The sequence below is a fragment of the Bacteroides cellulosilyticus DSM 14838 genome (assembly GCF_000158035.1).
Classification (GTDB): domain Bacteria; phylum Bacteroidota; class Bacteroidia; order Bacteroidales; family Bacteroidaceae; genus Bacteroides; species Bacteroides cellulosilyticus.
On the sequence record NZ_EQ973489.1, the window covers coordinates 48,596 to 68,191 of the forward strand.

The window sequence follows — 19,596 nt, forward strand, 5'->3', positions numbered from 1 at the left end:
AAACTTACTCATGTTAGGAAAAGAAGAAATCGTATCTCCTGCACTGGATGAACTGAAAGAACACTATCAGCGTATTATAACTTTATTGGGCGAAGATGCCGAACGCGAAGGACTACTGAAAACCCCCGAACGTGTAGCAAAGGCTATGCTGAGTTTGACAAAAGGCTATTTCATGGACCCGCACGAAGTGCTCCGCTCTGCCAAGTTCAAGGAAGAATACAGCCAGATGGTGATTGTGAAAGACATTGATTTCTTCTCACTTTGTGAACATCACATGCTTCCATTCTACGGAAAAGCACACGTGGCTTATATCCCCAACGGTTACATTACAGGGCTGAGCAAGATTGCCCGTGTAGTGGATATCTTTTCCCATCGCCTTCAGGTGCAGGAACGCATGACGCTCCAGATTAAAGAATGCATCCAGGAAACACTGAATCCTCTGGGTGTAATGGTGGTTGTGGAAGCCAAGCACATGTGTATGCAGATGCGTGGGGTTGAAAAGCAAAATTCCATAACGACCACTTCCGATTTTACAGGTGCTTTCAATCAGGCAAAGACTCGTGAAGAGTTTATGAATCTCATTCGTCAGAATTCATTCACATAACAGTCCCGTACGTTATTTCATGAAAGGAAACTACAGTTCCATGAAGGAAAACTGTTGTTCCCATTAAAGGAAACGCGCGTTCCCTTTAGGAGAGACCGTCGTTCCCATTAGGGGAAGCTGTCGTTTCTGTATGAGGGAGCTATCGTTCTCATTAGGAGTAAGGTGATTTAACCGAGTACAACTCTGTCTCCCAACCGTTTGGCCATAATACTTTTGATCTCACGCAGTTCTGAGTAGCGTTTCATGATAGAGGTGCATTGTTCTTCATCATTGGCTACGGCAGGGTCTTGCAAGGCATACATCATGTGTTTCATTTCTTCACTGATGATGGCGAACTTGAAATTAATCATGAGCGTAGGTACCAATTCGAATAGGCGTTCCTCATCGGTCACCAACCTTTGGGCTTTGGAGTGATACTTACTCAGTTGGTAGCGGTCGGCAATCAACTCTGTACTTAGCTTACTGATAATAGGGTCGGGATGTGCCAGGAAATACCGTTCTGCGGTGAACCCTTCATTATGTATATGCTCTGCTGCTTCTGTCAACATCTGCCTGTGCAGCGGGTTGTGGAAAGCCAGTTCATCCTCCTTCAAGTCATTGACTACGTATTCCGTTACCGTGATGGGAATTTCTTTCCCTTCCTCATCGGGAACGTTGCACAATACTTTCTCTCCGTAGCGTACTACCATTTGCAGGATAAGGCGCTCGTATTTGTAGAATTCCTGTCCTTCTTTTCCTTCCTGCGGGATATAAGATACGTATTCGGCAGCTTCCGGTGGAAGCGGTGCACCACCGTCAGGCATTTCTCCATCCATGGGATAAGGAGGTATGTCTTCAGGGTAGGGTGGTTGCATTCCGTCGGGAAGCGGTGCTTGTGCAGCGTCGCGGGCTGCATTATTCTTTCTTGTTTCCCGGTTTCTTTGTTCCGCCTGCTTCTCAGCCTGCGTTTCGCGTCGTTTGGCAACTTCCGAAACCAATAGCTTGTCTTCTATACGAAGCAGTTGGCTACATTCTTTAATATATACATCGCGGACAATTGCTTCAGGAATAATAGATATACTTTGTACAAGATTACCAATTAACTCAGCACGCTTGATAGGATCTTTTCCTGCATCTTCCAGCAGAAGATTGGTTTTGAAACGTATAAAGTCAGTTTCATTATCTTGTATGAATTTCTGGAATTCTGTAGCGTTGTGCTTGCGTGCGAAGGAGTCCGGGTCTTCCCCGTCGGGAAGCAGGCAAACTTTGATATTCATTCCTTCTTCCAGCAGCATGTCGATACCACGGAGAGAAGCCTTGATACCTGCCACGTCACCGTCATAGAGTACCGTAATGTTATTGGTGAAGCGGTGAATGAGCTTAATTTGTCCCGGAGTCAGTGCCGTACCCGAAGAAGCTACCACATTCTCCACACCTGACTGGTGCATGGAAATAACGTCCGTGTATCCTTCCACCAGGAAGCAACGGTCTTGTTTCACAATAGCCTGTTTGGCAAAATAAATGCCATACAACTCACTACTCTTATGATAGATTTCCGATTCGGGAGAATTGACATATTTAACTTTGACTCCCTTCGTCGCACTGCTAAGCACGCGCCCGCCGAAAGCGACCACCTTACCGGAAAGTGTGTGTACTGGAAAAATAACACGTCCCCAAAAGCGGTCACGCAAGCGGTGATCGTCCGTTTCGTAACAAAGCCCTGTCTTGACAAGATATTCTTTCTTGAATCCCTTCCTGATGGCTTCCTGAGCCATGGCATCGTGACTTTCGGTGCAATAGCCTAACTGGAACTTTTCGATGATGTCATCCCGGAAACCACGATTGCGGAAGTATGCCATACCAATGCTACGTCCGTCCACATGGTTTTTAAGTATATTTTGGAAGTAATCACGTGCAAAGTTATTCACAATGAACAAACTTTCACGTTCGCTCTGCATCAGCTTCTCTTCACTGGACAGTTCGCGCTCCTTGATTTCGATACCGTATTTCTTTGCCAGATATTTCAGAGCTTCAGGGTAGCTCATCTGCTCGTGCTCCATAATGAAGTGCACCGCATTGCCACCCTTACCGCAGGAAAAGCATTTGCACAACCCTTTGGAAGGCGATACATAAAAAGATGGCGTCTTGTCATCATGGAACGGACACAAGCCTACATAATTCACACCTCGCTTGCGCAACGTAACGAAGTCCGATACAATGTCTACAATCTGTGCGGCATCCAGAATTCTGTCTATGGTAGGTTGGTCTATCATTGGATAATTGTTTTTGCGAATGCAAAGATAAAAAAAATCCCCCGTTGAGGACGAGGGAACCTAATGTTTTCACAACGGAATAATCCTTATTGTGATTTGCTTCATTTTAGTCTGACAAATATATGAAATAAATTGGGAAAAGCAATAGAATATAGAAAGTTTTTTACTATATTTGACAAAACATCAAAATAATATCATGAAAAAAATATTAGGATTAGATTTAGGTTGCAATAGCATTGGTTGGGCATTGGTCAATGAGGCTGAAAATACTGAGGAAATATCGTCTATTATCAAACTTGGTGTAAGAGTGAATCCTTTGACTGTGGATGAAATGCAGAATTTTGAAAAAGGAAAAAGTATTACCACGAATGCTGACAGAACTCTTAAAAGAAGTATGCGTCGTAATTTGCAACGTTATAAATTGCGTCGTGACACTCTCATTGAAGTGTTAAAAGAGCACGGTTTCATAACAGATAGCACTTTACTTTCTGAACATGGTAATAAAACAACATTTGAAACATATCGTCTAAGAGCGAAAGCTGCAGTTGAAGAAATTTCATTAGAGAAGTTTGCTCGAGTGTTACTGATGATTAACAAGAAACGTGGTTATAAAAGTAGCCGAAAAGCCAAAGGAAGTGAAGATGGTGTATTGATTGATGGTATGGATGTAGCTAGAAAACTTTATGAAGAGGGCTTGACCCCAGGGGAACTCTGCCTACAAATACTTGAAGCTGGAAAAAAAAATCTACCGGATTTTTATCGTTCTGATTTACAGAATGAGTTTGACAGGATTTGGAACTTCCAAAAGCTAGTTTAATCCGGAATTATTTTGTGATGCAGTGAAAGAAGAAGTTAGAGGTAAAAATCGTAGTCAGACTTGGGCCATTCTAGCAAAGTTCTTTGTTTGGTCAGAAAAAGAATCTGTTTGGAATGAGAAAGAGGCAAGGACAGAAGAAAGAGTAAAGGAGTATAAGCTTGTCGGTCTTAAACGAGATACCAAAGGGAATGAATTAAAATTGGAAAATTATCGTTGGCGTGTACAAGCTCTTTCTGAACAACTAAATCCGGAAATAGTTGCTATTGTACTACAAGAAATCAATGGTCAGATAAGTGCTTCTAGTGGTTATCTGGGGGCAATCAGCGATCGTAGTAAGCAGCTTTACTTCAATCGTCAGACGGTTGGACAGTATTTGATGTCTGAGTTGGAAAAAGACCCTAATGTAAGTTTACGCAACCGAGTGTTCTATCGGCAAGATTATTTGGATGAATTTGACAGGATATGGGAGAAGCAGGCTGAGTTTCATGAGGAGTTGACTGTGGAACTAAAGAAAGAAATTCGTGACATCATTATTTTTTATCAACGTCGTCTGAAGAGTCAAAAAGGATTAATAAGTTTCTGCGAATTTGAGAAGCGAGAAGTTGTAGTAGAAGAGGATGGCAGAAAAAAAAATAAGACAGTGGGTTGCCGAGTGATTCCCCGTTCGCATCCGTTATTCCAAGAGTTCAAAATATGGCAGACCTTGAATGATATTGAAGTTTTTGCGTGGGATAAACAGAGTAAACGCAAGAAAGCGGATAAATCTTCTATATTGTTTGATAACTCGGAAGATGCTTTGCTCGTAGAAGGAAAACGGTTTTTGTATCAGGAAGAAAAAGAGTTGCTAGCTAAGGAACTTTTTGTAAAAGAGAGTATGAAAAAGGCTGAGGTTCTGAAACTGTTGTTCGAAAATTACCAGGAACTGGATCTGAATTTTAAGCAGATTGATGGTAATCATACAGGATTTGCTCTTTTCTCAGCATATAGCAAGATGATTGAGAAGTATGGTTATGAACCTGTGGATTTTAAGAGATCTGCAGATGAGATTATAGAAAAGCTGGAAACCATATTCACTAATTTAGGATGGAATACAGAACTACTTTCTATTGATTTGAGTAAAGAGGATAAAGAACTTGAGAGGCAGTCTTATTTCAGACTTTGGCATTTATTGTATTCTTTTGAGGGGGATAATACACCGACTGGGAATGGTAAACTGCTTGAGAAAATTATGCAACTTTGTGACGTGGAAAAAGAGTATGCTGTAGAACTTGCTAATGTGTCATTTCAAGAAGATTACGGAAGTCTGAGTGCAAAGGCTATTAAAAAGATACTACCTTATTTGAAAGAAGGTAATCAATATGACGTTGCATGTGACTATGCGGGGTATCGTCATTCCAGATCCTCATTGACCAAAGATGAAATAGAAAATAAGATATTGAAGGACAAATTGGAAATTCTTCCCAAGAATAGCCTGCGTAACCCTGTGGTTGAAAAGATTTTGAACCAAATGGTTAATCTGATTAATACACTCATTGATACCTATGGTAAACCTGATGAAATTCGTGTGGAACTAGCCCGTGAACTAAAGAAAAATGCTAAAGAACGAGAAGAATTAACAAAATCCATAGCACGAAATACTCGTGAACATGATGAAATCCGTCAGTTACTGCGAACAGAATTTGGCATGATGAATGTTAGCCGTAATGATATTATACGTTATAAACTCTATGAAGAATTAAAAGATAACGGGTATAAGACTTTGTATTCTAATGAGTATATTCCGAGAGAAAAAATATTCAGTAAAGAGATTGATATTGAACATGTCATTCCGCAAGCTCGCCTTTTCGATGATTCACTGTCTAATAAAACTTTGGAATACAGGGCTATCAATATAGAAAAAGGTAATAAGACGGCTTATGATTTTGTAAAAGAGAAATATGGAAATGATGGTTTAGAGAAGTTTCTCAATCGTTGCGAGACCTTATTCAAGGATAAAAGGACAAAGCTTAGGAAATTAAAAATGGAAGAGAAAGATATTCCGGAAGGATTTATCGATCGGGATTTGCGGAATACGCAGTATATCTCCAAGAAAGCTTTTGCTATGTTGAATGAAATTAGTCGCAGAGTGGTGGCTACTACTGGTTCCATAACTGATAAATTGCGTGAGGATTGGCAACTTGTGGATCTTATGAAAGAATTGAATCTGCCTAAATATGAAAAGCTTGGTATGGTAGAGATGTTTGAGGACAAAGATGGGAGAAAGATCAAAAAAATAACGGACTGGACTAAGAGAAATGACCATCGGCATCATGCGGTGGATGCTCTGACGGTAGCTTTCACAAAAGATGTATTTATTCAATTCTATAATAATAAGAATGCTGCCTGGATGCCCGCCTCCAAGGAACATGCTAATATTACAGGTATAAAGGCTCGTTACTTTGAAAATGGAAAGGCTCTTGCTCCCATGCCTTTGGCGCAATTTCGCGCTGAGGCGAAACGCCATTTGGAAAACTTGTTGGTATCTATCAAGGCTAAAAATAAGGTAATTACTTCTAATGTAAACCGTACAAAGAACAAAAATGGTGAAAACAGGAAACTGCAACAAACACCGCGAGGACAGCTACATTTAGAAACTGTTTATGGAAGTCATCGGCAATATGCCACGAAAATAGAAAAGGTGAATGCTGCTTTTGATGTTACCAAGATTGCTACTGTAAGTAAGCTTGCTTATCGGAATGCTTTACTAAAACGTTTGGAGGCTTTTGGAAATGATCCAAAGAAAGCATTTACTGGTAAAAATACATTGGAAAAGAATCCGCTCTATCTTGATGAGAACCAAACGGAGATGGTTCCAGAAAAAGTACAGACGGTAGAGTTTGAAACTGTTTATACTATACGAAAACCGATTGATCCCAATTTAAGTATAGATAAGGTGGTAGATGTGAAAATTCGTAGTGTCTTGGAAAAAAGGCTAAAAGAGTATGGTGGAGATGCCAAAAAGGCATTCGTCAACTTGGATGAAAATCCAATATGGCTGAATGAAGCTAAAGGAATATCGATTAAACGCGTGAGTATTCGAGGCATTAGCAATGCTCAATCGCTGCATGAAAAGAAAGATAAAGATGGTAACTTGATTTTGGGCAAAGAAGGAAGAAAAATCCCAGTGGATTTTGTGAATACTGGTAACAATCATCATGTGGCTATCTATAAAAAGCCTGTCTTGGACAAGGTGGGACAGGTAGTACTTGATGAAGAAGGTAATCCGAAGTATGAACTTGATGAAGTAGTGGTTTCTTTCTTTGATGCGGTGACACGGGCAAACCTTGGTCAACCTATTATAGATAAGGATTATAGAAGAAGTGAAGGATGGCAGTTTCTGTTTAGTATGAAGCAAAATGAATATTTTGTATTTCCCAATGATAAGACAGGATTCAATCCCAAAGAGGTAGATTTGTTGAATCCGGAGAATTATGCATTGATAAGTCCTAATTTGTTTAGGGTACAAAAGTTTGCCTATAAAAACTATGTTTTTAGACATCATTTGGAAACTACTATTAAAGATACAAGTTCAACTCTAAAAGGTATAACATGGACTGATTTTCGTAGTTCAAAAGGGTTAGATAAAATAGTGAAAGTTAGAGTTGATCATATTGGGCAAATAGTATCGATTGGTGAGTATTAAAAATATAGGGTAATGAATAATATTAGTTGTTTCAAGATAAGAAAATCTATTTTACGTGGAATGAAGAAGAGTAACAATGGTAATTTTCAATTGTCGATGTGGCGGAGGCGTTGACTGATAGTGTTAATCTTAAACAGTATATAAAGCGAATGTGTTCACGGGACGAGGTTTATCATTGAACCAAGGTACACTTTATACCTCGGTTCAAATGATAGTATAGGATGTTAAAAAGAGCAAAATTCAAGCAGTATATATAAAGGATTATTTCGTATTATACAGTCTATTTCTTCTAAAATAGTACACTTTAAACTTTGACTAGCTCAGGTGAGGGATGAACGTGTGCAAGAGATAGAGAAGTCAGAGCTTGCCCAAGAGTATATGAAAGAACTCTATGAGCAGAAGGTTATCCTAAGGGTTGGATTGTCAGACGTGTGGTATAGTTATCCGTCTTCACAATGTTTGGCGAACATGTTACAGTGGAAATCCTCTCAAAAGAGTAGTCGAATACATCTAAAAAAGTAAGCAAGTTGTAAATCGTGGAGGAATGTAACTAGAGTAGTTCATGAGCAAGCAGAGAAGGAGTTAGGAAGAAGCAATATATCTTTTCGAAACTTCTTAGCAAATTTAGGAAAAGGAGAAAAACCGCCCCAATTGTCTTTTGAAGCGGATAGTGAGTAGTAGATAATTTAAAAAGTAGAATACTATGATTAAAAAAACGCTTTATTTCGGTAATCCTGTTTATTTATCTTTGAGGAATGCACAGTTGGTAATCAAATTGCCGGAGGTTGTGAAAAATGACACCTTACCTGATGGCTTCAAACAACAATCAGAGGTAACTAAACCAATAGAGGATCTTGGTGTAGTAGTACTGGATAATAAGCAGATAACTATTACTTCAGGAGTATTAGAAGCGTTACTTGAAAACAATTGTGCTATCATAACTTGCGACAGTAAGAGTATGCCGGTTGGATTAATGCTTCCTTTATATGGAAACACGACACAAAATGAACGGTTTCGTCAACAGTTGGATGCCTCTCTTCCTCTGATAAAACAGTTGTGGCAACAGACTGTAAGAATGAAGATTGAAAATCAAGCAGCTGTATTGAAAAAATGCGCAGGTGAAGAAGTAAAGTGTATGACTATATGGGCTGCTGATGTGAAAAGTGGGGACTCTGATAATCTGGAAGCTCGTGCAGCTGCCTATTATTGGAAAAATTTGTTTAAAATAAAAGGGTTTACAAGAGACAGGGAAGGGATTCCACCTAATAATCTGTTAAATTATGGATATGCGATTCTAAGAGCTGTAGTTGCACGTGGATTAGTTGCCAGTGGACTTTTGCCTACATTAGGAATACATCATCATAATAGATATAATGCTTATTGTCTGGCTGATGATATTATGGAGCCATATCGACCCTATGTTGATGAGTTGGTCTATAAAATATTGCAGGAGGGGATGAATTGTAATGAACTGACGAAAGGGTTAAAAGCTCAGTTACTTACTATTCCTACACTAGAAGTTATTATCTCTGGTAAACGTAGTCCTTTAATGGTTGCGGTGGGGCAAACTACTGCATCTTTGTATAAATGCTTTAGTGGTGAATTGCGTAGAATATTATATCCGGAAATGTGAGATGAACCGATTTAGTGAATATCGTATTATGTGGGTACTTGTATTATTTGATTTGCCTACTGAAACAAAGAGGGATAAGAAAGCATATGTAGATTTTAAGAAGAATCTGCAGAAAGATGGCTTTACTATGTTTCAGTTTTCTATTTATGTTCGTCATTGTGCTAGTAGTGAGAATGCAGAAGTTCATATAAAAAGAGTTAAATCTTTCTTGCCGGAGCATGGGCAGGTTGGAATTATGTGTATTACAGATAAGCAATTTGGAAATATAGAGTTGTTTTATGGGAAAAAATCTTTGGATATAAATACTCCCGGTCAGCAATTAGAGCTTTTCTAGAAAAAGAAATCCCACTTAAATGCGGGATTCTTAATTGAAAACAGCATCGTTTTTGTATTTCAAAAATGGTTTATAACTAATTGAAAATCAATTTGTAATGTAGGTTGTACTGTTTTCTATGGTTCAAAGATACTAAAATGAAAGCAAATCACAACCTCAGTCACGGTTTCCACGTCCGTTGCTTACTGTTTTCTATGGTTCAAAGATACTAAAATGAAAGCAAATCACAACTATAGTATCTTTACTATCTGTTAAATATGGACTGTTTTCTATGGTTCAAAGATACTAAAATGAAAGCAAATCACAACGGACTTTGAGTGTTTCTAAAGACGAATGAACTGTTTTCTATGGTTCAAAGATACTAAAATGAAAGCAAATCACAACATATCTTTGTTTTATTTCATTGCAATGATAACTGTTTTCTATGGTTCAAAGATACTAAAATGAAAGCAAATCACAACGGACAGATGGAAGGCTGACCAGATAGAAAACTGTTTTCTATGGTTCAAAGATACTAAAATGAAAGCAAATCACAACTGAATACTTATATTCTTTTGTCGTCGCATCACTGTTTTCTATGGTTCAAAGATACTAAAATGAAAGCAAATCACAACACCGCAAGCGGTGTTATGGTAGTCTTGATACTGTTTTCTATGGTTCAAAGATACTAAAATGAAAGCAAATCACAACAAGGGGGAAACAGATAACTACCGTGAAAAACTGTTTTCTATGGTTCAAAGATACTAAAATGAAAGCAAATCACAACCAGTGGCAATCTGTGGGCGAAGATGAACCTACTGTTTTCTATGGTTCAAAGATACTAAAATGAAAGCAAATCACAACATTGATACGATCGGAGAAGGCGCGGGCGTAACTGTTTTCTATGGTTCAAAGATACTAAAATGAAAGCAAATCACAACCGAGTATAAGTTCTCAGTTGAGGAGGCCAGACTGTTTTCTATGGTTCAAAGATACTAAAATGAAAGCAAATCACAACAGGATATTAAGATTAAGCGCCTGAAGAAAAACTGTTTCCTATGGTTCAAAGATACTAAAATGAAAGCAAATCACAACTACAGATTTCACGCTGTCGGAGTTGACGTTACTGTTTCCTATGGTTCAAAGATACTAAAATGAAAGCAAATCACAACGTACGTCTTTGGGTTGGGTTTGTATAGCCAACTGTTTCCTATGGTTCAAAGATACTAAAATGAAAGCAAATCACAACAGGTAAACAAGTTCATTGCCCATGTCCTCCACTGTTTCCTATGGTTCAAAGATACTAAAATGAAAACAAATCACAACAATCGAGCATATTCGTATCTACGCCAACAGGCTGTTTCTAATGGTTCAAAAATACAAAGATGAGAAACAAATTACAACAGAATTTTATTTCATTCCTGCCTATATTTGACTATTTTTAATAATTTTAGAAATAAGTATGCTCCCCCAATCCTAAATATCATCCCTTCTCTTTATTAACGAATTGAAGAGAGAAGCCCCACTTCCTTTTCCGTACCCCTCCTCTCTTCAATCCCTTAATTCCACCTATCTATTTTATCTTTTCCCTAATCTTCGTCAGATACAGCTTCATCCCTTCCGCATCCTTCGTACTGATAATTTCCAGCAAATTCTTTAGCTCCAGACGAATATTTTCCACTTGCGAGGGAGTGCGCGGATTAAAGAGAATTTCCTGAAGTAAGTAATCATCTTCACTCAGCAAACCCTTGGCAATAGCCATATGCTTCTTGAACGTAGTACCCGGAGCCTCCTGGTGCTTCATCACCGCTGCAAAAACAAACGTAGAGACAAAAGGAATAGACAGAGAATAGGCTACCGTCTCATCATGTTCGTCGAAAGTATATTCGAAGATATTGAGGCGGAGCGTCTGGTAAAGGTCCTTGAAGAAAATTTTTCCCAGGTGGTCACCTTCACTGATGATGATAGCATTCTCGCTGCTCAGATTGCTGAGGCTGGCAAACGTAGGGCCAAACATCGGATGCGACGATACATAACGGAAACCACTTTCCTCATAGAATTTCTTCAATCCCGTCTTCACTGAGGCGATATCACTGATGATACAATCCTTGGGCAGCACAGGCAGCACCTTGCGGAATGCGTCCAGCGTATATCTCACCGTGGCGGCATTGATTACCAACTCCGGTTCGAAGTCCTTTATCTCTTCCAACGTGGTGAAACGATACGTGTTATAGACAAAACGCAACTGGTGCGGATTCACGTCGAACACTGCCGTTTCATGTTGGAAACTTAGAATATCTGTAAAGAAAGAGCCCATCTTGCCGGCTCCGAGTATTAAAATACGCATAAATTTAGTGTTTAGGTATTAATGATTAGTGATAAGTGAAAGATAGCGTAGCCATTAATCACTTATCACCAGTCGCTAATCACTTGTTTATAATTTCCATTTGTTGCCTCACACTCTCCTCGTGTATCAGCTCGAATACCTTCTTGATAAATTCCGAATCCACGCCCAGAAGCACACCTTGAGAACCGCGTTTATCCAGAATTTCATTGTAACGTCCCGTTTGCAGAATCGTCATATCGTGCTCTTTCTTGAACGTACCGATTTCACGTGCCACACGCATACGCTTGGCAAGTTCCTGCATCAGGTTGTTGTCGCACTCATCAATCTGCTTGCGCAGTTCGCTGAGGTTTTCTGTGGTCTGGGTCTCTTTACGGATGACGAGCAGGTTCAGGATGTAATCCAGTACGTCCGGAGTTACTTGCTGCGAAGCATCACTCCATGCACAGTCGGGGTTGCAGTGACTTTCGATAATCAGACCGTTGAAACCGAGGTCCATAGCCTGCTGGCAAAGCGGTGCGATGAGTTCGCGCTTACCACCGATATGGCTGGGATCGCAGATGATCGGCAAGTTTGGGATGCGACGACGCAACTCGATGGGGATATGCCATTGCGGCAGATTGCGGTACAACTTCTTGTCGTAACTGCTGAAACCGCGGTGGATGGCTGCCAGACGTTTCAGACCGGCATTGTTGATACGTTCCAGGGCACCGATCCAGAGTTCCAAATCCGGGTTTACCGGGTTCTTCACAAACACAGGAATATCCACACCCTTCAGTGCATCGGCAATTTCCTGCATGGCAAACGGGTTGGCAGTGGTGCGTGCGCCAATCCAAAGGATATCGATACCTGCTTTCAGACACTCGTATACATGCTTCGAAGTGGCTACTTCGGTAGAAACGTACATTCCGGTTTCTTTCTTCACCTCTTTCAGCCATGCCAGACCGTCTACGCCTACACCTTCGAAACCACCCGGTTTGGTACGCGGTTTCCAGATTCCGGCACGGAATATCTTCATTCCTTTTTCGGCCAGTTGTTTGGCGGTGCACATTACTTGTTCTTCTGTCTCGGCGCTGCAAGGACCTGCAATTACCATGGGACGTTTGTCCTCAATACCCGGCAGCAAAATCGATTCTAATTCAAGTTCCATATTCTTTTATTTTTGTTCAATTATATTTTTATTGTATAGATATTTCTCAGTGTCTTCTGAACCCTCTGCAACCCCCGTCGATAAAGCCTTTCGAACGTGTTAATAAATACAGGCCTCGTTTTTTAAAAACGTTGCCCTTATTCTTTAAAAACGTCGGGCACGTTTTTTAAAACGGTGAGTGACTTGTGTTACAGGACTTCTTTTTTGTAAATATATTACTTCATCTCCCTGATGCGCTTCAATGCCTCTTCCAATTTATGGTCTTTGCAGCAAAGCGAGATGCGGATATACCGTTTTCCGTTACTTCCAAAGATAAATCCCGGCGTGATGAACACGCGTGCGTTGTGCAACACCTTTTCAGTCAGTTCTTCAACGTCGGCACAGCTATCGGGAATTTTTCCCCAGAGGAACATACCTACCTGTTTTTCATCGTATGTACATTCCAGTGCATGCATGATTTCCCCTGCCAGATGGCGGCGGCTGCGGTAGTTCTTGTTATTTCCGTCGTACCATTCCTGTTCGGCTTCCAGAGCGTTGGCGGCTGCCAGTTGCATGGCGCGGAACATACCGCTGTCGATGTTGCTCTTCACTTTCAGGATCCATTGCACAAAGTCGGCGTTGCTTGCCAGCATACCGATACGCCAACCCGGCATATTGTGGCTCTTGCTCATGGAGTTGAACTCGATGCAACACTCTTTGGCGCCCGGCACACTGAGGATGCTGAGGGGGTGGTCGTTCAGGATGAAGCTGTACGGGTTATCGTTTACAATCACGATGTCCTTACGGCGTGCAAAGTCCACCAGTTTTGCATAAAGTTCCGGGGTGGCGTTAGCTCCGGTCGGCATGTTCGGATAGTTGGTCCACATCAGCTTTACGCGGCTCATGTCCATCTTTTCCAGTTCGTCGAAGTCGGGCATCCAGCCGTTTTCCTCTTTCAGGTTGTAGTTGATGACTTCCGCGCCCAGTATCTTGCTCAATGAGGTATAAGTGGGGTAGCCCGGATTGGGAACCAATACCTGTTCGCCCGGATTGACGAAGGCCAGTGTGACGTGCAGGATACCTTCTTTCGAGCCGATGAGCGGCTGTATCTCAGTATTAGGATTCAGCTCCACGCCGTACCATTTCTTATACCAGGCGGCAAAGCTGCGGCGAAGTTCGGGGATGCCGACATAAGGCATATAACCGTGTCCGTCAGGATTTTGTGCTTCGCGGCACAGGGTCTGTATGGTTGCTTCCGAGGGAGGCATGTCGGGGCTGCCGATTCCGAGGCTGATTACGTCTTTTCCTTCGGCATTCATTTGTGCCACCTCTTTCAACTTCTTGGAGAAGTAGTATTCGCTCACGCTGGCCAACCGGTCGGCGGGCTTGATCTTAGATGTTTGATTTTCCGTCTGCATATTCGCCTAATATTTTAAGTTCTTTGGTTAGCGGTGTGATGGCCGCGATGGATTGTTTATATCTCAGTAGGTTGTCGAAAACAACGTCTACGTAAAATTGGTATTCCCATTCCCGCCCGATGATGGGCAGTGACTGTATTTTGGTCAGGTTGATGCTGTAGAACGAAAGAATGGACAGTACTTGCGAGAGGCTTCCTTCCGTGTGGGGCAGTGTGAATACCATGCTTGCCTTGTTGGTTTCCGGGTGTGGATGGCGGCGTATTTCGTCTACTTGCCAGGGATCGGCAACTACCAGAAAACGGGTGAAGTTGTGCTTGTTTGTTTCGATGCCTTCCTGCAACACCTTCATGCCGTAACGCTCGGCAGCAGCCTTGGAGCAGATGGCGGCGTGTCCTTTCAGGTTCTCCCGCTTGATGATTTCGGCGCTGAGGGCGGTGTCTTCCGCTTCCACTACTTTCATCTTCGGGTGCTGGGCAAGGAACTCGCGGCATTGCATCAGTGCGATGGGGTGGGAGTTGACTTCCGTCAGATCGTTCCAGTCCTCATCGGGCAGGCAGACAAAGCTGTGTGAAATGCGTAGTTTGTATTCGCCTATGATTTGTGTTCCGCTCTGCCGCAGCAACTCGTTGTTGTGCAACAGGCTACCTGCAATGGTATTCTCTATTGCCAACATTCCTATGGTCTTGCTGTCCTTCTTCACGGCTGCAAACACGTCCTCAAAAGTAGCGCAACAGATTAACTCTATTTCTTCTCCTTCGAAGTACTTGTGTGCGGCAATGTCGTGATACGACCCTAATGTTCCTTGAATGGCTATTCTTTTCATACTGTTTCTTTAAAATAAAAAATCCCGCTTCCATACAATGGAGCGGGATTAAGTATATTACTTTAGTTCTCTATTCAGTTCTTAAGCATCACTGTCACTTGACACATACAAACTCCCGCTCTACTTTCTGGCTAAAGTAAAAGTAAAAAAAGAAGTAATATGTATAAGTAAACAAATTCATACTTTCGTTTTCTTTTTGTTTTTAATTTCGTGGCAAAAGTAATACTTTTCTCTTATATGCAAGCAAAAAATGATATTTTTTTTATTTCTTCTTCAAAATTAGCTTTCAGACGAGTGCTTCCGGTTGTCTTTTTCTGCCGGAAATCCATCAATCGTCGTGCATGATTCCCTTGATTTGCTCCCATTTGTTCACGGCATCGTTGGACTGTGCTTTTCCCGGAGTGCTCCGGCCTTCGCGGATGTACTTTTGCAATAGGTCTTTCAGCTCGCTGACTATTTCGGGATGTTCTTGATAGACATTTTTGCTTTCGGTGGGATCGTCTTTCATATTATAGAGTTGAATCGGTGGGAGTTGGGCAATGGCTTCCTTGTCCACACCCGGTTTGGGGTAGCTCCAACCGCCGGAACTGGGGGAACACAACAGTTTCCAGTCTCCTTTACGGATGGCAAACTCTCCGCGGATGGAGTGGTGCACGGTTGCTTCACGGATGGTTGGCATGTGGTGCGGATTCCGGATGAGGGGAAGAATGTTGTAGCTGTCTTCCGCTTCGTTATCTTTCAGGGGATAATGGTTGAGGGCGGCAAAAGAAGCGTAGAAGTCGTTGAGGCAGACAGTTTGCGCACAGGTGCCTCGACCTGCACCGTTGACCCATTCCACGATGGTGGGTACGCGGTGACCGCCGTCGAAGAGATCGGCTTTCATGCCTCGCCAGATGTAGTTGGCATGATGCCCTTTAGCTGCCATTTCGGGGATACCTCCGGCGGGAGAGCAACCGTTGTCGGTGGTGAAAACTACGATGGTATTGGAATCTATACCGTTGCGTCGCAGGGCTTCGCGCACTTGTCCCACTACATCGTCCACCATCAGGACGAAGTCGCCGTAATCACCCAGTCCGGTTTTTCCTTTGAAGGCTTCGGCGGGCAGGATGGGGGTATGCGGGGCGGGCAGGGGCAGATAGAGGAAGAAGGGGCGTTCGTCTTGTGCGTGGCGGTTGATATAGTCTACTGCGCGGTGGGTTAGGTTGGGCAGACAGTCCTGGTGGTTGAAGTCGTTGCCTATGGCGCCTGCACGCCAGAAGCCCGGTTTCTTTCCTGCGGGTACGGTGCCTATTTGCGTGGTGGTGGGCTGGCGGTTTTCTATATATACATAGGGAGCCATGTCGAGGGAACCGCAGAAGCCGTAGAAGTAGTCGAAGCCTAAGTCGACAGGACCGTTGGTGATGGGTTTAGAGTAGTCCACGTCTTCGTCGTTGAGGGCGTTGGCGTCGGGTTTCTCATGTCCCGGTTTCGTGCCCCAGTTCCAGCCTAAATGCCATTTGCCGATGCAGGCGGTGGTATATCCATTTGCTTTCAGCATGGATGCCATGGTACTGCGGGTGGTGGGGATGATAGGGCGGGAGTAGCCATAGAGTACACCGCTTTTGAGGCTGGAACGCCAGTTGTAGCGCCCTGTGAGGATGCCATAGCGGGTGGGGGTGCTGACGGCTGAACAAGAATGAGCATCGGTGAACATTACGCCGTTGGCGGCCATCTGGTCGATGTGGCGGGTTTGGATATGCGAGTCTTTGTTGTAGGCGGAGACATCTCCATAGCCCATATCGTCGGCGAGGATGAAAATGATGTTCGGCTTTTGCTGGGGTTGTGTGTCGGGGTGAGGGGATGACTGTGCATGGGCATGTTGTCCAAGGCAGAAGGGAACGGATAATAATCCGAGATAGGTGAGGTTTTTCATGATATGATGTTTTGGGTTTGATTTTACTTGGTTATTATGTACAAAATTAGCTGTTCGATGGAAAGGGCTTTATTAGTTCTGTCTCAAAAGTTTGAGATATTGTTGCAAGTGCGGAGTGGTTATTACGAATTTAAACAAGGGAAGAATTCTGTTAATGTATTATTCTTTTTCTGATCCCATAAAAAAGCATTCTTCCTTTTGGCTATTCCCTGCAATTCATCTATCTTTGCATTAGCCGAAGAGAAATGCGGCGTGTTGAAGCTATTTTTGATAACGAAAAAAACTGGTAATTTTATTTAAGTCAAGAAACAGAACTTCAATAAAGATGTTTCACGCAGACCAAAAAGGGTCGGGCGTGCAAGCATGTTTATGAGTTCTGTGGGTATACCAGTGCCTTTCGTTACATAAATATGAACTATACGTCCGACTTCTTTTTGTATAAGGGGGATGAGGGCGATTTTAAATATTTAAAATCCGAAGAAGACATGAATACCCCGAAGGATGAAATGATAACAGAGGCCATCCACTGCATGGTAGAACAGAGGAAACACGAGATATGGGAAGTGCTCTACCCATTAAGTATAAAATATGGTTTTACGCTCGACTCCGACTATGCCAGCATTAAGCTGGAACCTCCCTGTAAAGACTTTCCGGAAGAAAAATGCGGATGTAAATTACCGCTTGATTCCGTGTACAGTGCCTTTGTGAAAGGTGATTTTCTTTATGTGATGTGCCGTGGGAAAGTGTATTTTATCCTTGATCTGGAAAGTGGTTTGTGGAGACTGTATTTGCCAATGCACCGACCTCCAAGGCTGAAAGTACTGTGGTGGAGGATTCAAGAGACAACAAGGGATTTGGTGTGGTTGGTGAGACATTGGAAGGACTGAAATAATTCACTACATAGTCACACCTCTTCTACTCGTGCCAACTCCCAGCCGGAGAACTGCATCACGATGCAATGCAGCGTTGTCCCTTGGCACATCAACTGTACCTTAGGCCCTTCGGCATAGCGGTGAATTTGTGCTATGGCATCCTCCCACTGGGCTTCGCCTTTGGCGTCATAGTCCTTGACAGGAAGATATTTTAACTCCAGAATGTAGCTGTGTTCCACTTCGGGATAGCGTTGTAGGTCAGGCATCAGGAACAAATCACAAAAGCCGTGGTTCAACTCTACTTCGGGCGCAGTAAGGTAATAGGAATTGATGCTGAGATAGGCTTGGAAGAAGCCCTGAATGTTACGCTCGCCTTCAATCAGACTGCGTACGGAGGAATTCTCTTTGTAATCGTAGGCAATCTTCTCCATGGCAGGACGCCAGTCACCATCGAAGGCCATGTTATCGTACAGGTTCTTCAGGTCGTTCAGGCTGATGCGCTCCTTATTCTGATATTGCTCCAGCATATAATCGTAGTATTGTTTACGTACATTATTATTAGGGATGCCCAGAATAAGACGGTCGCCACGGGTACCGATGATGGTAAGCATACCGTAGTAGAACAGTAGGCTGGTGAACAGTTCCGGGTTAACCAGGTCCTTGGCGGGAAAGGAGAGGGCTAAGTCTGCTACAATCTGTCCTTCTTCCGCGATACGGCGGATGACGCCTTTACGGTCACCGTCCAGATGGTCGAGGTTGAGGAGTTTCTTCATCTTGCTGTAGTCCGTGCGGGTATTGGGATCAATCATCTGCTTGGGAGAGTATCCCAAGTCTATTTTCTGTCTCAGATAATAAAGCACCATGTCGCAGTTGAACATCTTCGGGTCACGGTTCAGGCTCTCTTCAGAGAAGCAATAATTGTCATACCACGGTTTTATCTCAGTTATCATTTCGTCGATGTCACCCTTTAGTTGTTCGCAATCCTTGTAATATTGGAACATCTGGCGTACATCCGTCTCGGAGAATCCCAGCATGGTGTTGAATTGCTGTTTGGTACTAATGTTCCAGCCAATATTGAAGCCGCTTGTCAGGTCGTCCAGTGTGACGGGGCTGACGCCCATCATAAGGATGCGGTCGAAAGTACCCTTGAACTTTTTGAAAGCATTACGGTAAAAACCGTCGGCATGGGTGAGGGTGTGATAAACGTTTTCGCCATGCTCGTTCAGTACCACATTCGTGAAGTTGTCGTACTCATCGACGATGAGATAGAGGGGATAGTTGCGTAGGTGGGCTTCTCCCAGTATCACTTGCAGCTTGGCCTCGAAGGTGGGAGCTGCTTCGAACTGAGCCCGGATGTGGTCGGAATAGAAGTCATGGTATTTGTTCATAAAGATGTTCAGCTCTCCGGTGCAGTAAATCTGAAAATTCACTTCCAATTGTTCCCTGCTACCTCCTACCCGTGAGAAGTCGAACGACATAATCTGGAATGTACCTTGCAGGCGGGTGGGATGACTACCTATCCAGAGGTTGCCGAAAAGACGTTCGAAATCATCCTTTCGGGCAATGTCGTAGTATGCACCCATCATGCTTAGGAAGATACTCTTGCCGAAGCGCCGGGGACGGATGAGGAACAAGTTACTGGGCTGATCCTCCAACAAAGGCAGGTACATCGTCTTGTCCACATAATACTGGTTCTGTTCAATGACATCCACAAAGTTGGACACACCGTAAGGTATTCGTTTAACTTCTTCCATATACATCATAATTGTTGGGATAAATGCAACAACACTACAAAGA

Annotated in this window: 10 protein-coding genes, 1 pseudogene and 1 CRISPR repeat array; of the genes and pseudogenes, 4 read left to right on the forward strand and 7 right to left on the reverse strand. The window is 42.7% G+C overall.

Features of this window, described 5'->3' with window-relative positions; genetic code table 11:
• Window positions 1-10 precede the first annotated feature (10 nt).
• Window positions 11-604 carry a GTP cyclohydrolase I FolE gene (folE, locus tag BACCELL_RS03135; RefSeq protein WP_007210082.1) on the forward strand — a complete coding sequence of 198 codons (594 nt, stop codon included), beginning with the start codon at window positions 11-13 and terminating at the stop codon, window positions 602-604.
• A 167-nt stretch (window positions 605-771) separates the two neighbouring features.
• Here the strand turns inward: folE and dnaG are convergent, their stop codons facing one another.
• On the reverse strand, window positions 772-2,856 hold the full coding sequence (gene dnaG, locus BACCELL_RS03140; protein WP_007210083.1) for a DNA primase: 2,085 nt from the start codon (window positions 2,854-2,856) through the stop codon (window positions 772-774).
• Window positions 2,857-3,052: 196 nt separating this feature from the next.
• Between dnaG and cas9 the strand changes: the two are divergent.
• From cas9 to cas2, 3 genes and pseudogenes are all read left to right on the forward strand, one after another.
• Window positions 3,053-7,355: pseudogene (gene cas9, locus BACCELL_RS03145) on the forward strand (type II CRISPR RNA-guided endonuclease Cas9).
• A gap of 703 nt (window positions 7,356-8,058) precedes the next feature.
• Window positions 8,059-8,988 carry a type II CRISPR-associated endonuclease Cas1 gene (gene cas1, locus BACCELL_RS03150; RefSeq protein WP_007210087.1) on the forward strand — a complete coding sequence of 310 codons (930 nt, stop codon included), beginning with the start codon at window positions 8,059-8,061 and terminating at the stop codon, window positions 8,986-8,988.
• A gap of 1 nt (window position 8,989) precedes the next feature.
• Complete coding sequence (gene cas2 / locus BACCELL_RS03155; RefSeq protein WP_007210088.1) at window positions 8,990-9,322, forward strand: CRISPR-associated endonuclease Cas2; 333 nt, start codon at window positions 8,990-8,992, stop codon at window positions 9,320-9,322.
• A gap of 108 nt (window positions 9,323-9,430) precedes the next feature.
• A CRISPR array of direct repeats spans window positions 9,431-10,627; the repeat unit is 47 nt; unit sequence ACTGTTTTCTATGGTTCAAAGATACTAAAATGAAAGCAAATCACAAC.
• Between the two features lie 247 nt (window positions 10,628-10,874).
• Here cas2 and BACCELL_RS03160 read toward each other — a convergent pair.
• From BACCELL_RS03160 to BACCELL_RS03190, 6 genes are all read right to left on the reverse strand, one after another.
• Window positions 10,875-11,648 carry a prephenate dehydrogenase/arogenate dehydrogenase family protein gene (locus BACCELL_RS03160; RefSeq protein ID WP_007210089.1) on the reverse strand — a complete coding sequence of 258 codons (774 nt, stop codon included), beginning with the start codon at window positions 11,646-11,648 and terminating at the stop codon, window positions 10,875-10,877.
• A 79-nt stretch (window positions 11,649-11,727) separates the two neighbouring features.
• Window positions 11,728-12,795, reverse strand: coding sequence for a bifunctional 3-deoxy-7-phosphoheptulonate synthase/chorismate mutase type II (locus tag BACCELL_RS03165; protein WP_007210090.1), 1,068 nt, complete (start codon window positions 12,793-12,795; stop codon window positions 11,728-11,730).
• Window positions 12,796-13,010: 215 nt separating this feature from the next.
• Window positions 13,011-14,192, reverse strand: a complete 1,182-nt coding sequence (locus tag BACCELL_RS03170; protein ID WP_007210091.1) for a pyridoxal phosphate-dependent aminotransferase — start codon at window positions 14,190-14,192, stop codon at window positions 13,011-13,013.
• Window positions 14,167-15,015, reverse strand: coding sequence for a prephenate dehydratase (locus BACCELL_RS03175; RefSeq protein ID WP_007210092.1), 849 nt, complete (start codon window positions 15,013-15,015; stop codon window positions 14,167-14,169). The genes BACCELL_RS03170 and BACCELL_RS03175 overlap by 26 nt, the downstream gene beginning before the upstream one ends.
• Window positions 15,016-15,343: 328 nt before the next feature.
• Window positions 15,344-16,927, reverse strand: a complete 1,584-nt coding sequence (locus BACCELL_RS03180; protein ID WP_044153260.1) for a sulfatase family protein — start codon at window positions 16,925-16,927, stop codon at window positions 15,344-15,346.
• Between the two features lie 904 nt (window positions 16,928-17,831).
• Entirely contained in the window at window positions 17,832-19,553 is a 1,722-nt protein-coding gene (locus BACCELL_RS03190) for an ATP-binding protein (protein WP_044153305.1), read from the reverse strand.
• Window positions 19,554-19,596: the final 43 nt, after the last annotated feature.

Bases quoted from the DNA above. Each gene is read 5' to 3' on its own strand.
- folE (WP_007210082.1), top strand. From the start codon at position 11: ATGTTAGGAAAAGAAGAAATCGTATCTCCTGCACTGGATGAACTGAAA.
- dnaG (WP_007210083.1), bottom strand. From the start codon at position 2,856: ATGATAGACCAACCTACCATAGACAGAATTCTGGATGCCGCACAGATT.
- cas1 (WP_007210087.1), top strand. From the start codon at position 8,059: ATGATTAAAAAAACGCTTTATTTCGGTAATCCTGTTTATTTATCTTTG.
- cas2 (WP_007210088.1), top strand. From the start codon at position 8,990: ATGAACCGATTTAGTGAATATCGTATTATGTGGGTACTTGTATTATTT.
- BACCELL_RS03160 (WP_007210089.1), bottom strand. From the start codon at position 11,648: ATGCGTATTTTAATACTCGGAGCCGGCAAGATGGGCTCTTTCTTTACA.
- BACCELL_RS03165 (WP_007210090.1), bottom strand. From the start codon at position 12,795: ATGGAACTTGAATTAGAATCGATTTTGCTGCCGGGTATTGAGGACAAA.
- BACCELL_RS03170 (WP_007210091.1), bottom strand. From the start codon at position 14,192: ATGCAGACGGAAAATCAAACATCTAAGATCAAGCCCGCCGACCGGTTG.
- BACCELL_RS03175 (WP_007210092.1), bottom strand. From the start codon at position 15,015: ATGAAAAGAATAGCCATTCAAGGAACATTAGGGTCGTATCACGACATT.
- BACCELL_RS03180 (WP_044153260.1), bottom strand. From the start codon at position 16,927: ATGAAAAACCTCACCTATCTCGGATTATTATCCGTTCCCTTCTGCCTT.
- BACCELL_RS03190 (WP_044153305.1), bottom strand. From the start codon at position 19,553: ATGGAAGAAGTTAAACGAATACCTTACGGTGTGTCCAACTTTGTGGAT.